Raw genomic sequence first — 15,768 nt, forward strand, 5'->3', positions numbered from 1 at the left:
CATTGTGGTGAGGGAGCTTGCTCCCTCACCACAGGTTATTGGTCAGGCATCGGGCGGTCTTCCTGTTCTTCACGCCGGTGCGCCCAGTGATACAGCGCCGGCAATACCAGCAGGGTCAGCAGCGTCGACGAAATAATCCCGCCAATCACCACCGTCGCCAACGGGCGCTGTACTTCGGCGCCGGTGCCGGTGGCCAGGGCCATGGGGATAAACCCCAGCGACGCCACCAACGCCGTCATCAACACCGGGCGCAAGCGCGTCAGGGCGCCTTCGTTGATGGCTACCGACAATGAGCGCCCCTCTTCCCGCAGGTTGCGAATGAACGCAATCATCACCAATCCGTTCAGCACCGCCACCCCCGACAGCGCGATAAAACCCACGCCCGCCGAGATCGACAACGGAATGTCCCGCAGCCACAGCGCCATGATCCCGCCGGTCAACGCGAAGGGAATCCCGGTGAACACCAGCAGCCCGTCCTTGAGGTTGTTGAACATCATGAACAGCAACCCGAACACCAGCAGCAACGCCACCGGCACCACGATGCGCAAGCGCTCGGAAGCTTCCTTCAACTGCTCGAACTGGCCGCCCCAGGTGGTCCAGTAGCCCGCGGGGATTTTCACCTGAGTGTCGATGGCCGTCCCGGCTTCCTCGACAAACGAGCCGATATCGCGCCCACGCACGTTGGCGCTGACGATCACCAGGCGCTTGCCGTTTTCGCGGCTGATCTGGTTGGGGCCGAGCACCAGGTCCAGGCTGGCGACTTCCGACAGCGCGATAAAACCCAACTGCCCCGCCGCGTTATTCGCCAGCGCCGGGATCGGAATCAACAGCCGCGACAGGCCTTCGATATCGGTGCGCAGCGCGTCCGACAAACGCACGACCATATCAAAACGCCGGTCGCCTTCGTACATCGTCCCGGCCTGGCGCCCACCCACGGCGACGGCAATCGTGTCTTGCACATCGCCCACGTTCAGGCCGAAACGCGCGGCCTTGTCGCGGTCGATATTGATGGTCAGCACCGGCAGGCCGGAGGTCTGTTCCACCTTCACTTCCGAGGCGCCCTTGAGGGTTTGCAAGGTCTCGGCGATTTCCCCGGCGGTCTTGTTGAGCACCGCCATGTCGTCACCAAACACCTTCACCGCCACGTCACTGCGCACGCCGGAAATCAGTTCGTTGAAGCGCAACTGGATCGGTTGCGACAGTTCATACACGCTGCCCGGCACAATCGCACTGGCGCGCTGGATGTCGGCGATAATTGCCTCGCGGGACTTCTTCGGGTCGGGCCACTGGTCCTTGGGCTTGAGCATCACGTAGCTGTCGGAGATGTTCGGCGGCATCGGGTCGGAGGCGATTTCCGCGGTGCCGGTGCGGGCGAATACCCGCTCGATTTCCGGCACCTCGGCCATCAAGGTCTTTTCCAGTTGCTGCTGCATCTGTACCGACTGCGTCAGGCTGGTGCCCGGCACCCGCAACGCTTGTTGAGCGAAATCACCCTCGCTGAGGCTGGGGATAAATTCGCTGCCCATGCGACTGGCCACCAGGCCCGACGCAACGATGGCCAGCACCGCCAGGCCGAACACCAGCGGCCGGCGCGCCATCACCCAATCCAGCACCGGCGCGTAGACACGGCGTGCGCTGCGCATCACCAGGTTTTCCTCTTCCTTGACCTTGCCGGTGACGAACAGCGCAATGGCCGCCGGCACGAAGGTCACGGACAGAATCATTGCCCCCAGCAGCGCGATCACCACGGTGAACGCCATCGGGTGGAACATCTTCCCGGCCACCCCGGTGAGGGCGAAGATCGGCAGGTACACCACCATGATGATCAGTTGCCCGAAGATCAGCGCGCGCCGCGCTTCCTTGGCCGCCGCAAACACTTCATGCAGGCGCTCGCTGCGGGTCAGCAATCGCCCGTGGCGCTGCTGGGCGTGGGCCAGGCGGCGGATGGCGTTTTCGACGATCACCACCGCGCCATCCACGATAATCCCGAAATCCAGCGCGCCGAGGCTCATCAGGTTGGCGCTGACCTTGTTGGTAAACATCCCGGTAAAGGTGAACAACATGGCCAGGGGAATCACCATCGCGGTGATCAGCGCAGCGCGGATATTGCCGAGGAACAGAAACAGCACCGCCACCACCAGCAGCGCCCCTTCGAAGAGGTTTTTCTTCACGGTGCTGATGGCTTTTTCCACCAGGTTGGTGCGGTCGTAGACGGTGACGGCCACCACACCTTCAGGCAGCGAACGGTTGATCTCTTCGAGTTTTTTCGCGACCGCCTGGGACACCGTGCGGCTGTTTTCGCCGATCAACATGAACACCGTGCCCAGCACCACTTCGCGGCCATTTTCCGTGGCGGCACCGGTACGCAGCTCGCGGCCAATGTCGACCTGGGCGACGTTGCGCACCCGAATCGGCGTACCGTCGGAAGTGGTGATGACGATGTTGGCAATGTCGTCGATGGACGCGACTTGCCCCGGCGCACGGATCAGCAATTGCTCGCCACTGCGCTCGATGTAGCCGGCGCCGACGTTGGCGTTGTTGCGCTCCAGCGCCGTGACCAGGTCGCCCAAGGTCAGGTTGTAGGCCGCCAGGCGCTTGGGGTCCGGGGCGATCTGGTATTCCTTGGCAAACCCGCCGATGGTGTTGATCTCGGCCACCCCCGGCACGTTGCGCAGTTGCGGCTTGATGATCCAGTCCTGGATCACCCGCAGGTCGGTCGGCGTATAGGCTGAGCCGTCCTCCTTGCGCGCGCCGTCTTTCGCCTCCACGGTCCACAGGAAGATTTCCCCGAGCCCGGTGGAGATCGGCCCCATCATGCTTTCGATGCCATCGGGCAGTTGCTCGCGAGCCACCTGCAAGCGTTCGTTGACCAACTGGCGCGCGAAGAACAGGTCGGTGCCGTCCTTGAAAATCACCGTGACCTGGGACAAGCCCGAGCGCGACAGCGAGCGGGTCTGCTGCAAGCCCGGCAGACCGGCCATGGCGGTCTCGATGGGAAAGGTGATGCGCTGCTCGGTTTCCAGCGGCGAAAAACCCGCCGCCGCCGAGTTGATCTGCACCTGGACGTTGGTGATATCCGGCACCGCGTCGATGGGCAATTTCTGATAGCTGGCGATGCCGACACCGGCCATCAACAGCACCGCCAGCAGCACGATGATGCGCTGCTCGATGGCGAATTGGATAAGGCGCTCAAACATGGGAAATCACTCGCAGGGTCAATGGGCGTGCTCGGCCGAGGCCTTGCCCAACTCGGACTTGAGGATGAAGCTGCCGGCGGTGGCCACCTGCGCGCCGGCGTCTAGGCCCTGGCGCACTTCGACGAAGCCGTTTTCGCTGACGCCCAGTTCGATATGCCGGGTCATGAAGCCGTCGCTGGTGCGCACGAACACCGAGGGTTTGTCCTCGACGGTCTGGATCGCCTCCTGGGGGACGGTGACCTTGGCCGGGTAGGTGTCGGTGGCGACCTGCACGGAAACGAACAGCCCTGGACGCCACGAAGCGTCGGGGTTCGGCACCGTGACGCGTACGGTGGCGGTGCGGGTCTGCTCCCCCAGCAAGTTGCCGACATAGGCCACGGTTCCGAGCACTTCGGTACCCATTTCCGAGGACGTGACCTTCACCGGTTTGCCGACCCGGACCTTGTTCAAATCCTTGGGGAACACGCCGAAGGTGACCCACACCTGGGACAGGTCCGACAGGGTGAAGGCGTTGCTGGTCTCGCTCACCACTTCGCCGACACCCAGGTGTTTTTCCACTACTACGCCGTCGAACGGCGCCCGCAGTTCGTAGCGATTGCCGCCGACCAATACAGCGCTGCCGCTCAGGGCATTCATCTTTTGCCGGGCATTGTTCAGGGCGATTTCGGCCTCTTGCAGCGCCTGGCGCGCCAGCAGGTAATCCTGTTCGGCGGAGATCCTGTCCTGCCACAACTGGCGCTCGCGCTGGAAGGTGGTGCGGGCCAGTACCACCCGGCGCTCACTGGCCGCCAGTTCACTGCGCTGATCGGAAATCTGCTGGCTGGCGATCACTGCCAGCAGCTCGCCCTTCTTCACCGATTGGCCGAGGTTGACCTTCACCGACTCCACCACGCCGGCAGCACGCGGGACGATGTGGGAGGTGCGGTCTTCGTCGAAACGCACCTCGCCCGGCAGCGAAAGCACAGTGCTGATCTGCCGGGATTGCGCCGGGGCCAGTTGAATACCGGCGGCCTGGACCTGCTGTTCGGTCAGCTCGATCTTGCCTTCTTCTTCCGCCTCTGCCGCACCGCTGATGGCCGGCCACGCCAGCATCAGCGCAACGGCCAGCGCCATCCTGTGTTTGTTGTTCATGGAACGCTCCTGAAAAAATCAAAACCGGGCGAGGTCGCCGTAAATCCGTTCGATGCGCACCCAGGCTTCGGTGGCCTGGGCGGTCGCCGCGAGGTATTGGGTGCGGGCCGCAATCAAGGTGCGCTGGGCGTCGAGTACGTCGAGGAAGTTGAACTTGCCCATCTCGAAACCGCGGGTGGCGCTGTCCACCGCGCTTTGGGCGGCGGGCAGGATCTGTTGGTTGAACGAGCGCACTTCGGTATTCGCGGTTTGCCAAAGGTCCAGGGCCTGGCGGGTTTCGGTGCGCAGGCGCAGTTCGGCAGCGTTGCGCAGGTCGCGGGCCTGGTCGGCGCGGCGACTCGCGGCCAGCACGTTGCCCTGGTTGCGGTTGAACAGCGGGATTGGCATCGACACGCCCACCACGTTGACCCGCTCGCGCACGCTGGCGTCGTATTGGCTGCCGATGGACACGTCGAGGTCGGGAATGCGCTGGGCTTTTTCCAGGCCCAGGGCCGCTTCGCCCTGGACGATTTGCAGCTCGGCCAGGCGCAGTTCGGCGGTCTGTTCCAGGCGCCCCAGCAACTGCGTGGGCGACGGTAACGCCGGGGCGGCCTGGGCTTGGGTGGCGACGGCCTGGAAATCAGTGCTGGCCGCGCCAGTACTGGCCGCGAGGCGCCGGTAGGCATCGCTCAGGCCCATCTGCGCGCGGTTGAATTCCAGGCGGATTTCCGAGAGTTGCACCTGGGCGCGGGTGGCTTCCACCGGGGACGTTTTGCCGGCGGTGACGCGACCATTGGCCACCACCAGGCCGCGCTCGGCCAATGCCAATGAGCGCTGGGCCAGGTCGAGGCGTTCCTGGGCGCGAAGTGCACCGTAGTAACCGTCGATGACCTCCGCTCGCAGACCGTTGCGGCGCTGTTCCAGGGTGAGTGCGGCCGCCTCCTGGGCACGGGTGGCGACATCAATCCGGGCGCCGCGCTTGCCACCCAGCTCCAGGGTTTGGCTCAGTTTCACGGTGGTGGTGCGCGAGTTGCGGCGGGTGTCTTCGGCATCCCAGGAGGCCACCGGATTCGGGATCAAACCGGCCTGCTGGCGACCGCCTTGGGCGATGTCGATTTCCCACTGCGCAGCGGCCATGTCGGGGTTGTTGGCGAAGGCGGTTTGCAGGGCCGATTCGAGGGTCAGGGTTTGCGCGTTTGCGCCCTGGACCGTCATCAGCAACAGCACCGAAGCGCCGATAAACGTGCGGACAAAAGTTGGCATAACAAGAGTTCCATGCCCATGAATTAACAGGTGGGCAATGTAACTTTCGGTACTTATCAGAGGAGTGGCCATAACATTACAAATCCGTTAGCAACGGCTCTGGCGCGGGCTTTTGCTTTAAGCTCCGGGCAACTTTTCCACTGCCCAGCGGGATCCTCGACATGCGTATTCTGGTTATCGAAGACGAACCTAAAACCGCCGATTATCTACACCAGGGATTGAGCGAAAGTGGCTATATCGTCGACTGTGCCGCCACCGGCGCCGACGGCCTGCATTTGTCTCGCCAGCACGCCTACGACCTGGTGATGCTCGACGTGAATTTGCCGTTGATGGATGGCTGGGACGTGCTGCAACGCATCCGCCAGAACAGCAGCACCCGCATCATGATGCTGACCGCCCAGGGCCGCCTCGCCGACCGGATCAAGGGACTGGACCTGGGCGCCGATGATTACCTGGTCAAGCCGTTTGAGTTCCCCGAATTACTCGCGCGGGTGCGCACCTTGATGCGCCGCAGCGTGCACTCGCCGGTGCCGGATGTGTTGCGGGTGGCCGACCTGGAATTGGATCAGGGCCGCCACCGGGCGTTTCGCGGTTTGCAGCGCATCGACCTGACCACCAAGGAGTTCGCCCTGCTGCACCTGCTGATGCGCCAGAGCGGCGTGGTGCTGTCGCGCACGCAAATTATCTCGTTCGTGTGGGACATGAACTTTGATTGCGACACCAATGTGGTGGAAGTGTCGATCCGCCGCCTGCGGGCAAAGATTGATGACCCGTTCGAGCGCAAGTTGATCCATACCTTGCGCGGCGTGGGTTATGTGCTGGAAGACCGTGAGTGACGGTCAGGCATGCACCTCGTCATGCTCGTCATGCTGAAAACCTTCGCCTTCGATCTGGATCGTGGCGTGGGAAATATCGAATTGTTCATGCAGTAACTCCGTCACCTGGCTGAGGATCTGTTGCTCGCTGCCTTGCGCCGAATCCGCCACCAGATGAGTACTCAGCACATTTTTGCCGCTGGTGAGGGCCCAGATATGCAGGTCGTGCACGTCCTTGACCCCGGGAACGCCGCGAATCGCCTGCTCCACCTTGTCGATATCAATGCCATCCGGCACACCTTGCAGCAGCACGTTCATGCTTTCCTTGAGCAGCGTCCAGGTGCGGGGCAACACCCAGAAGCCAATCGCTGCCGCCACCACCGAATCCACCCAGCCCCAGCCGGTGTACATGATCACCAGCGCCGCGATGATCACGCCGATGGAGCCGAGCATGTCACTCCAGACTTCCAGGTAAGCGCCCTTCACATTCAGGCTTTCGCCGCTGGCCGCACTCAGCAAGCGCATGGAAATCAGGTTGACGATCAGCCCCAGCACCGCGATCACCAGCATGCCGGTGGACTGGATCTCGGCGGGCGCCTGCAAGCGTTGATACGCCTCATACAGGATGTAGAACGCCACGCCGAACAGCAGCAGCGCATTAAACGCTGCCGCCAGGATCTCGAAACGCGCATAGCCGAAGGTGCGCTTGCGGTCGGCGGCGCGCTTGGCGACCTGGATCGCCACCAGGGAAATCCCTAGCGCCAGGGCGTCGGTCATCATGTGCGCGGCATCGGACAACAGCGCCAGGCTGCCGGTGATAAAGGCGCCGATCACCTCGGCGATCATAAAGCTGCCGGTCAGTGCCAATGCGATCCATAACAGCCGTTCGTGGCCGGCGCGTACCTGGGCGTGGCTGTGTCCTGCGCTCATGAAATATCCTCGTGGGTGGTCGTCCGGTTGATCATAGAGCTCTAGGCCAAAACCACCGGCACGAGTTGCAAAATTGTCATCTCGCCGTCAGCTGAGCGTTAAGCCATACGCACCAAAATTGAACATGAACGCTCTGGAACCGTTGTATCAGGTATGCTTTTCGAGCAGGAAACAAAAAGAAACATATTAGCCAACCTGTTCGATAAGGAGTCCCGTTTTGGAGTTATCGACTGCCGCGTGGATGGTTCACGACACCCGCCTCATGTTCTGCGTATTACTGGCCATCGCCAGCATCATTGTGTTGATCAGCGCGACCAAGCTGCCGCCCTTCCTGTCGATCCTGATCGGTACGTTTATCGCGGGTGTCGGCGCGGGCTTGCCGCCGGAAGAAGTGGCCAAGGCCTTCAGCAAAGGCGCCGGGGCGATTCTCGGTGAAGCCGGGATCATCATTGCCCTGGGCTCGATGCTCGGCGCGTTGATGGCCGAATCCGGCGCTGCCGATCGTATCGCCACCACCCTGCTGGGGTTGGGTAAAGGCAAGTCATTGCCGTGGGTGATGGCGCTGGTGGCGATGGTGATTGGCCTGCCGCTGTTCTTCGAAGTGGGCCTGGTGATGATGGTGCCGATCATCTTCGTGATGGCCAAGCGTTCGAACCAGCCGCTGCTGAAAATCGCAATTCCGGCGCTGGCGGGGATGACCACCCTGCACGCCTTGATGCCACCGCATCCGGGGCCGCTGATTGCGGTCAGCGCGTTGCACGCCGACCTGGGCCTGACCATGTTGCTGGGCTTCTGCCTGGCGGTACCGGCCGTGATTCTGGCCGGCCCGTTGTACGGCAACTGGCTGTCCAAGCGCATGCACGTGGATGAGCCGGCCGACATTGGCGCGCTGTTCAGTGCTCCGCCCAAGGCGCCGCGCCAGCCGAGTTTTGGTGTGTCGCTGCTGATCATCCTGTTGCCGGTGATCCTGATGCTCGGCAGCACCCTGGCCAAGGTTGCCATGTCGCCGGAAAGCCCGGTGGCACTGACCTTGAAGTTCCTCGGTGAGCCGTTGATCGCGCTGGGCCTGGCGGTGATTGCCGCGGTGATCTGCCTGGGCTGGGCCAGCGGCATGCCGCGGGCCGATGTCGGCAACACCCTGCGCAAGGCGCTGGCGCCGATCGCGGTGCTGTTGCTGACCATCGGCGCCGGTGGCGGGTTGAAGCAAACCCTGCTGGATGCCGGCGTGAGCCAGACCATCAGCAAGGTGGCCGAAGGCGCGCACATGCCGTACCTGTTGCTGGCCTGGTTGATTGCGGTGGCGCTGCGTCAGGCCACGGGGTCGGCGACCGTCGCCACCACGACAACGGCGGGCATCCTCGCGCCGATGATGGCGGGGTTGGCGGCGACGCAAAGCTCACTGGTCGCCCTGGCGATTGGTGCCGGCTCGGTGTTCTTCTGCCACGTCAACGATGCCGGCTTCTGGATGGTGCGCGAATACTTCGGCTTGCAACTGAAGCAGACGATCTGGGTGTGGTCGGTGTTGCAGACCATTGTGTCGGTGGTGGGCCTGGTGGGCACGCTGCTGATGTGGCACTTCCTGACGTAATGATCGTTCCCACGCTCCGCGTGGGAATGCATCCGTGACGCTCCGCGTCACACAAGCGGACGCGGAGCGTCCAGTGAGGCGTTCCCACGCAGAGCGTGGGAACGATCAGGTAGGTTGGCGCTTGCCAAAATGCGCCGCACTCACTGCGCCCACCGCGCCCATCACCACGCAATACCCCACGCAGATCCACGGGCTGGTCGGCATCAACGCGATCAACATCAGCGGCGTGGTACTCGCCCACAGCGCATAGGCAATGTTGTAGGTGAAGGAAATCCCCGACACCCGCACCTGCGCCGGGAACAGGCTGACCATCACCGACGGCACCGCGCCCACCACCCCGCAACTCAAGCCGGCAATTGCATACGCTGCGCCCAGCCACACGCCACCGGCAATCAGGCTCGCATAGAGCACGGCAATCCCCACCGGCAGCAGCAGGCTATAGACCAACACCGCACGCCAGGCGCCGATGCGGTCCACCAGGAGCCCGGCCAACACGCAACCGATATTCAGGAACACGATGCCCAACGCGCTCAGGGCGAAGGTGTGGCTGGGGCTCATGCCGAAGGTTTTCTGCATCATGGTCGGGGTGATCACCACCAGTACGACGACGGCCGAGGTGAGCACGCAGGTGAGGATCATCGCCGGCAGCAGCGCGCTGCGATGTTCCCGCAGGACGGTACGCAGCGGCAGTTCGGCGCCGGCCTGGCGACGGGCCTGCATTTGCAGGAACACCGGGGTTTCGCTGAGCCAGCGCCGCAGCCAGACACCGATCACGCCGAACACGCCGCCGAGCAGAAACGGGAAGCGCCAGGCGTAGTCGAGGATTTCGGCCGGGGTGAAGACTTGCGCCAGCAGCGTCGCCGTCAGCGCGCCGAGCAGGTAGCCGAAGGTCAGCCCGGCCTGGAGGAAGCCCAGGGCATAACCACGATGGTTGTCCGGAGCGTGTTCGGCGACAAACACCCAGGCGCTGGGCACTTCCCCGCCCACTGCCGCACCCTGGAGGATGCGCAACGCCAGCAGGATCAAAGGCGCGAAATAACCGATTTGTGCGTAGGTGGGCATGATCCCAATCAGCAAGCACGGCAGCGCCATCATCAGGATGCTCAGGCTGAACACCCGTTTACGCCCCAGGTGATCGGCGAAGTGCGCCATCAGGATTCCGCCCAGTGGGCGTGCCAGGTAGCCCGTGACGAAGATGCCGAAGCTTTGCAGCAGGCGCAGCCACTCGGGCATTTCCGGCGGGAAGAACAGCTGGCTGAGGGTCAGCGCGAAAAATACGAAGATGATGAAGTCGTAGATTTCCAGGGCCCCGCCCAGGGCAGCCAGGCCCAGGGTTTTGTAGTCGGAGCGGGAGAAACGCTGCGCCTGTGGATAAGAGGTGGCAGTCATGGAAAAGCTCGGCAGACAAACAAAATGGCCTGCAGGTTATGAGCTGGGCCCGGTGATGGCAATCTCGCCGGATATATTTGCTTTACTCATTGATCAATGAAGATAACTACATTCCCAAATGAATAGCCGTAGAGGAACATGCAGCAAAACTGCCGCCCCCATAATAAATACAAATAGAGGTACTGAACGTGGCCGATGCTATCGAAGACAGCCGCTACGCCCGATTCGCCCTGCGTTGTTCAAACTTCGCCGAGCGCTGGTTCCCTGACTCCTGGGTGTTTGCCGCCCTCGCCGTGATCATTGTCGCCGTGGCGACCCTGGGCATGGGCGCCGCGCCGACCGAGGCCGCCAAGGCGTTTGGTGACGGTTTCTGGAGTTTGATCCCGTTCACCATGCAAATGGCCTTTGTGGTGATTGGCGGTTACGTGGTCGCCAGCTCCCCGCCCGCCGTAAAGTTGATCGACCGCCTGGCGCGCATCCCGAAGAACGGCCGTTCTGCCGTGGCCTGGGTGGCGCTGATTTCGATGGTCGCCTCGTTGCTCAACTGGGGCCTGTCCCTGGTGTTCGGTGGTTTGCTGGTGCGTGCGCTGGCCCGGCGTACGGATTTGCGCATGGATTACCGCGCGGCCGGTGCTGCGGCCTACCTCGGCCTGGGTGCTGTTTGGGCGCTGGGGCTGTCGTCGTCAGCGGCGCAGTTGCAGGCCAACCCGGCCAGTTTGCCGCCGTCGATCCTGTCGATCACCGGGATGATCCCGTTCACCGACACCATCTTTCTGTGGCAGTCCGGCGTGCTGTTGCTGGCGCTGATCGTGGTGTCGCTGATCATCGCCTACGCCACCGCGCCCGGGCCGAACTCCGCCCGTGACGCCAAGGCTTGCGGTATCGACCCTGCCTTCAACATGCCCAAGCCGCAACCGCCGACCCGTCCGGGCGAGTGGCTGGAGCACAGCCCGTTGCTGACCATCCTGCTGGCGTTGCTGGCCGCCGGTTGGTTGTTCCATGAATTCTCGACCAAGCCGGCGATCAGCGCGATCTCGGGGCTGAACACCTATAACTTCCTGTTCCTGATGGTCGGTGCCCTACTGCACTGGCGTCCGCGCAGTTTTCTCGATGCGGTGGCCCGTGCGGTACCCACCACCACCGGGGTGCTGATCCAGTTCCCGCTGTATGGCTCGATTGCCGCGCTGATGACCGTGGTGAAAGGCAGTGACGGCGCGACCCTGGCGCACCACATCTCGACCTTCTTCACCTCGATCGCGTCCCACGACACCTACGCGCTGTTGATGGGTGTGTACTCGGCGGTGCTGGGCTTCTTTATCCCGTCGGGCGGCGGCAAGTGGATCATCGAGGCGCCGTACGTGATGCAGGTCGCCAACGACCTGGAATATCACCTGGGCTGGGCGGTGCAGATCTACAACGCCGCCGAAGCGCTGCCTAACCTGATCAACCCGTTCTATATGCTGCCGCTGCTGGGCGTGCTGGGGTTGAAGGCGCGGGACTTGATCGGCTTTTCGTTTGTGCAGTTGCTGGTGCATACGCCGCTGGTGTTGTTCCTGCTGTGGGCGTTGGGCACGACGCTTAAATATTTGCCGCCGGTGATGCCTTAATTATCTGAAGCTGCACCCGCTCTTCAGGCGGGTGCGGCTGGCAGGTTGTTCAGCAGCTCAGGTAGCGCGTGCTGAACCGTGTCCCATACCACTTCAAGATTTATGTCGAAGTAACCATGGGCAATCCGGTTGCGCATCCCGCGCATACTGCGCCAAGGCACCTGCGGTTGGGCGGCTGCAAACTCTGGATGTTGATCCATTATTTTGGTCGACGCTTCGCCGATGATGATCAAACTCATGATCACGGCTTGTTAGGTACGCTTGTCTTCAAAAAACTCAGGTTTGCTCACCCCTTCGACAAAGGTGATCGCGTCGGACGATGCCTGGCGCATGTGCTCCAGGTAGTCGCCAATCCGATTTGAGATCATACGGGCCGGGCCTCAGCCAAGACTTGAGCACGAAACTTCAGAGGCAGATCGCCAGGCGTCAGCAAATCGACGTTTACCCCGAGCAAGTCTTCCAACTCCACCTGCAGCCCACCAAGGTCAAAAAGGGTCGCTCCCGGTAGCGCATCAACCAGTAAATCGAGATCACTGCCGTCTTTATCAGTCCCCAACAAAACGGACCCAAACACCCTTGGGTTGGAGGTATGGAAACGTCCTACTACTTCACGCACGGCAGCCCTCTTGAGATCCAGGGCAGTTGAAGGTTTCATGGGGCACCTCTGCGGTATGCAATATCGGGCCAGTCTAGCAGTGCTTGGGATCAGGAAGCATGCCCACATGATCACACCGCTGTCTTCGTTCCGTCACATTCCATTGCTACCGTTCCGGCGAAACATATTGCAACAACTAACCTGCATGGACTCCCCGCAATGAGCGACGAGCACAAAGACCGCCCTTCCCAAGACATTGAAGCCAAACCGCCAGTCGACACCAGCCGGCGGCGCTTCCTGGGAGGCGCGGCCGTGCTGGGCGTGGGTGCGACCCTGAGTGCCTGCGGCAATACCAGCGAGGCACCCGGCAAGCCGGTGGATCGCCCGCTGACGCCGCAAGAGCTGGACAAGGCCCTGCACGAACAGGTTAAAACCGTGGTGGTGATCTACGCCGAAAACCGCAGCTTCAACAACCTGTTTGCGGATTTCCCCGGGGTCGAGAAACCATTGTCGGCCCTCGCCCCTGCGGACTATCAGCAGCGCGACCGCGACGGCAGCCTGCTGAGCACCCTGCCCCCGACCTGGGGCGGCGTGTTGCAAGTTGGCCCGCAGACCGTGGATGGCGTCACGTACCCCAGCGAAGTGCAATACCAGGAAAACCTGCCCAACGCTCCGTTCGCCCTCAAAGGCCCGAATGGCGAAGACCAGCCCCTGAGCCTGGTCACCCGGGATTTGTGGCACGTGTTCTATCAGAACCAGATGCAGATCAATGGCGGTAAAAACGATGCGTTCGTCGCCTGGGGCGACTCCGGCGGCCTGCTGATGGGCCATTACGCCCAGAGCCGTTACGCCCTGCGCTTGTGGGACGTGGCGAAGGAGTTTGTGCTTTGCGATAACTTCTTCCAGGGCGCGTTTGGCGGATCGTTCCTCAACCACCAATACCTGATCAGCGCCACCCCGCCGGTGTACCCAAACGCTGCGCAATCGGTGGCCAAGGCACAGATCGCCACGCTGCAAAGCGACGACCCGACCGACCCGCGCCTCAAGCCTCTGGACAAGTCCCCGGCCAGCGCAATGACCGGCCCGCCGCAATTCGGCCCCAGCGCATTGACCCCGGACGGTTTCGGCGTGAACACCCTGGCCCCGCCTTACTGGCCTACCTGGATTCGCGACCCCGAGCGCCCGGATTACTCCAAGCCCGACTTGCCTAACGTGCTGGTGCCACAAACCCACGAGCACATCGGCGACAAACTGTCGAAAAAGAACGTCGACTGGGCCTGGTACGCCGGTGCGTGGCAAGCAACGCTGGATCAGTTCAAGGACTCGGGCGGCATTCCGAAGATTCCGAACTTCCAGTACCACCACCAGCCCTTCAACTACTTCAAGCAGCAAGGCCCGGAAAACCCGGCTGAGCGCAATAAACGCCTGCGCGATGGCGGCCTGGGGGATGACGCCAGCACCAACAAGTTCTTCGCCGATGCCCAGGCCGGCAAGCTGCCTGCGGTGACCTTCTACAAACCCCAGGGCAACCTGAATATGCACGCCGGTTACGCCGACGTCGCTTCGGGCGACCGGCATATCACCCGCGCCTTGAAGGTGCTGCAGGAAAGCCCGCAGTGGAAGAACATGGTGGTGATCGTCACCGTCGATGAAAACGGCGGCTGGTGGGACCACGTTGCACCGCCAAAAGGCGATCGTTGGGGCCCGGGCACGCGGATTCCGGCACTGGTGGTCTCGCCGTTCGCGCGCAAGGGCACGGTGGACCATACCGTCTACGACACCGCGTCGATCCTGCGTCTGATCACCCGGGTGTTCCAGCTGGAAACCCTCGACGGGCTCAAGCAGCGTGACGACGCCATGACCGCGCGCGGCCAAAAGCCCATGGGGGATTTGACCAACGCCCTGCACTTCAAGGTGTAGACGCACTTGCTCAAAAGCGACAAGCGCGCAGTTTTTCTACGCGCTTTTCCCGGTCAACCGCTACTGTGTGAGGGTGGGCATTCACCCCGCGCAGACGGGCTTTCGCTGACAGGGAACCATCCATGTTCAAACTCACCAGGTTGTCCTTCACCCTGGCCGCACTGACCTTGAGTGCGGTCGTACAGGCTGATATCACCGTACCGCTGGGTACCCCGCAACGGGTCACCCAGTTGTTCGCGTACCCGAACAATTGCAGCGTCATCTGTTTTCGTCCCTGGACGCTGGAACAGACCGTCGAGCACTACCTGAACCAGAGCCTGCAACGCGACGGTTACAGCCGGGGCAAAGTCAGCGTCAAAACCGAGCATGACCAGGTGCTGGCCACGTTCAGCGGCGTGCCAGACGGTTATGGCCAGCCGTTGACCACCTTGCTCGATACCGCCGACCTGGCTTACCAGGGCGCCAGCAAACTCAATGGCGATGGCAAATGGCAGTTCAACTGGTACCTGTTCCTGCCGCTGGGCATGGCCCTGGAAAACCGCAAGAGCATCGAGCTGCTGCACTTCCCGCCGGATTATTCCCTGACCCACTTCCAGGACTACCTGGAGTCGGCCACCACCGACCGCTGGGCGACCTTGCTCACGGCCAACGGCATCCCGGCGACCCAGACGCCGGAATACCAGACCATCATCGACATCGCCCCGATCGCCGCCCCTGCCACGGCGGGCAAGGACCTGGAAGGTGTGTACGGTTACTTCACCGACTATCAGACCCGGATGGTCAAGGAGCTGAGCCAGCACGCGGGCGGCGCGTTGCCGATGGTGGCCTTCGGCGCGCCGGTGCGCAGCTGGATCAAGCAGCAATACGGGCAAACCGTTGCCGTACTGGGCCTGGCGCAAATCAGCCCGGCCGTCGGGAGCCAGGTCGCCGTACTGGGCGCCAATCACCCGAGCTACATCTGGTATGCCGCCAACCCCGACACCTATGACGGTGACGAGCAAAAGGCCGACGAGGCCGGTTTGAAGGTGATGGGCCAGGACTTGAGCGCCGCCTGCTGGCAGGCCTCGATGGGCCAGAAGCCCGCCAGCGATCCGAATGTGCAGCTCAAAGGCTGCATGAACACTTGGCAGGTAACGCGCAAGGAGCAGACCTGCGAACTGTTCTACACCTCTATCCGCGAGCTGACGCCCGATCAAGCGAACGCCAAGTGTGCCCAGCCGGCGATCAAGACCCAGCTGAGGCAATTGAAAAGCGCAGTGCCAGAACCGGCGATTGAAGCACCGGCGCTCTGAAGCAGGCTGCCAGAAGGGCATTTTCCTACATAAAAGATAGCCAATTTCTACTGTCAGATTTG

11 protein-coding genes and 1 pseudogene are annotated in these 15,768 nt (G+C 62.4%); 5 read left to right on the plus strand and 7 right to left on the minus strand.

The features are described from left to right. Window positions 1-35: 35 nt before the first annotated feature. Genes HX824_RS28315 through HX824_RS28325 form a run of 3 tightly spaced genes read right to left on the minus strand, consistent with a single transcriptional unit; the run spans window position 36 to window position 5,570 of the window. Window positions 36-3,197, minus strand: a complete 3,162-nt coding sequence (locus HX824_RS28315; protein ID WP_177055702.1) for a CusA/CzcA family heavy metal efflux RND transporter — start codon at window positions 3,195-3,197, stop codon at window positions 36-38. Window positions 3,198-3,215: 18 nt separating this feature from the next. Beyond that, a complete protein-coding gene (locus HX824_RS28320) occupies window positions 3,216-4,328 on the minus strand; it encodes an efflux RND transporter periplasmic adaptor subunit (protein ID WP_102604737.1) in 1,113 nt (370 codons plus the stop codon). Between the two features lie 18 nt (window positions 4,329-4,346). Beyond that, window positions 4,347-5,570: a TolC family protein gene (locus tag HX824_RS28325; RefSeq protein ID WP_177055704.1), complete on the minus strand. Its 1,224-nt coding sequence runs from the start codon at window positions 5,568-5,570 to the stop codon at window positions 4,347-4,349. Window positions 5,571-5,731: 161 nt separating this feature from the next. On the opposite strand from HX824_RS28325, the gene HX824_RS28330 reads away from it, so the two are divergent. Continuing rightward, on the plus strand, window positions 5,732-6,406 hold the full coding sequence (locus HX824_RS28330) for a heavy metal response regulator transcription factor (protein ID WP_008437506.1): 675 nt from the start codon (window positions 5,732-5,734) through the stop codon (window positions 6,404-6,406). A 3-nt stretch (window positions 6,407-6,409) separates the two neighbouring features. On the opposite strand, the gene HX824_RS28335 is transcribed toward HX824_RS28330, so the two are convergent. Further along, the gene (locus HX824_RS28335) at window positions 6,410-7,315 is read right to left on the minus strand and encodes a cation diffusion facilitator family transporter (RefSeq protein ID WP_003214407.1); all 906 of its coding nucleotides are present in this window, start codon (window positions 7,313-7,315) and stop codon (window positions 6,410-6,412) included. Window positions 7,316-7,532: 217 nt separating this feature from the next. Here HX824_RS28335 and HX824_RS28340 point away from each other — a divergent pair, with 217 nt between their 5' ends. After that, the gene (locus HX824_RS28340) at window positions 7,533-8,903 is read left to right on the plus strand and encodes a gluconate:H+ symporter (protein ID WP_008437508.1); all 1,371 of its coding nucleotides are present in this window, start codon (window positions 7,533-7,535) and stop codon (window positions 8,901-8,903) included. Window positions 8,904-9,008: 105 nt separating this feature from the next. On the opposite strand, the gene HX824_RS28345 is transcribed toward HX824_RS28340, so the two are convergent. Then, the gene (locus tag HX824_RS28345) at window positions 9,009-10,292 is read right to left on the minus strand and encodes an MFS transporter (protein ID WP_063033178.1); all 1,284 of its coding nucleotides are present in this window, start codon (window positions 10,290-10,292) and stop codon (window positions 9,009-9,011) included. Window positions 10,293-10,480: 188 nt separating this feature from the next. Here HX824_RS28345 and HX824_RS28350 point away from each other — a divergent pair, with 188 nt between their 5' ends. Then, a complete protein-coding gene (locus tag HX824_RS28350) occupies window positions 10,481-11,899 on the plus strand; it encodes a short-chain fatty acid transporter (protein ID WP_008437512.1) in 1,419 nt (472 codons plus the stop codon). A gap of 23 nt (window positions 11,900-11,922) precedes the next feature. Here the strand turns inward: HX824_RS28350 and HX824_RS28355 are convergent. Further along, window positions 11,923-12,267: pseudogene (locus HX824_RS28355) on the minus strand (DUF86 domain-containing protein). Next, complete coding sequence (locus HX824_RS28360; RefSeq protein WP_003214393.1) at window positions 12,264-12,554, minus strand: nucleotidyltransferase family protein; 291 nt, start codon at window positions 12,552-12,554, stop codon at window positions 12,264-12,266. The pseudogene HX824_RS28355 and the gene HX824_RS28360 overlap by 4 nt, the downstream one beginning before the upstream one ends. A 159-nt stretch (window positions 12,555-12,713) precedes the next feature. Between HX824_RS28360 and acpA the strand changes: the two genes are divergently transcribed. Both acpA and HX824_RS28370 read left to right on the plus strand, forming a co-directional pair. After that, window positions 12,714-14,414 carry an acid phosphatase gene (gene acpA, locus HX824_RS28365; RefSeq protein ID WP_102604740.1) on the plus strand — a complete coding sequence of 567 codons (1,701 nt, stop codon included), beginning with the start codon at window positions 12,714-12,716 and terminating at the stop codon, window positions 14,412-14,414. 122 nt (window positions 14,415-14,536) lie between these two features. Then, window positions 14,537-15,706, plus strand: a complete 1,170-nt coding sequence (locus HX824_RS28370; RefSeq protein WP_177047080.1) for a hypothetical protein — start codon at window positions 14,537-14,539, stop codon at window positions 15,704-15,706. Window positions 15,707-15,768: the final 62 nt, after the last annotated feature.

Origin of the sequence: Pseudomonas sp. D4002 (assembly GCF_013385665.1) — a bacterium.
Lineage (GTDB): Bacteria > Pseudomonadota > Gammaproteobacteria > Pseudomonadales > Pseudomonadaceae > Aquipseudomonas.

Coding starts and splice junctions, on each gene's coding strand:
- HX824_RS28315 (WP_177055702.1), bottom strand. CDS start 3,197: ATGTTTGAGCGCCTTATCCAATTCGCCATCGAGCAGCGCATCATCGTG.
- HX824_RS28320 (WP_102604737.1), bottom strand. CDS start 4,328: ATGAACAACAAACACAGGATGGCGCTGGCCGTTGCGCTGATGCTGGCG.
- HX824_RS28325 (WP_177055704.1), bottom strand. CDS start 5,570: ATGCCAACTTTTGTCCGCACGTTTATCGGCGCTTCGGTGCTGTTGCTG.
- HX824_RS28330 (WP_008437506.1), top strand. CDS start 5,732: ATGCGTATTCTGGTTATCGAAGACGAACCTAAAACCGCCGATTATCTA.
- HX824_RS28335 (WP_003214407.1), bottom strand. CDS start 7,315: ATGAGCGCAGGACACAGCCACGCCCAGGTACGCGCCGGCCACGAACGG.
- HX824_RS28345 (WP_063033178.1), bottom strand. CDS start 10,292: ATGACTGCCACCTCTTATCCACAGGCGCAGCGTTTCTCCCGCTCCGAC.
- HX824_RS28360 (WP_003214393.1), bottom strand. CDS start 12,554: ATGAAACCTTCAACTGCCCTGGATCTCAAGAGGGCTGCCGTGCGTGAA.
- acpA (WP_102604740.1), top strand. CDS start 12,714: ATGAGCGACGAGCACAAAGACCGCCCTTCCCAAGACATTGAAGCCAAA.
- HX824_RS28370 (WP_177047080.1), top strand. CDS start 14,537: ATGTTCAAACTCACCAGGTTGTCCTTCACCCTGGCCGCACTGACCTTG.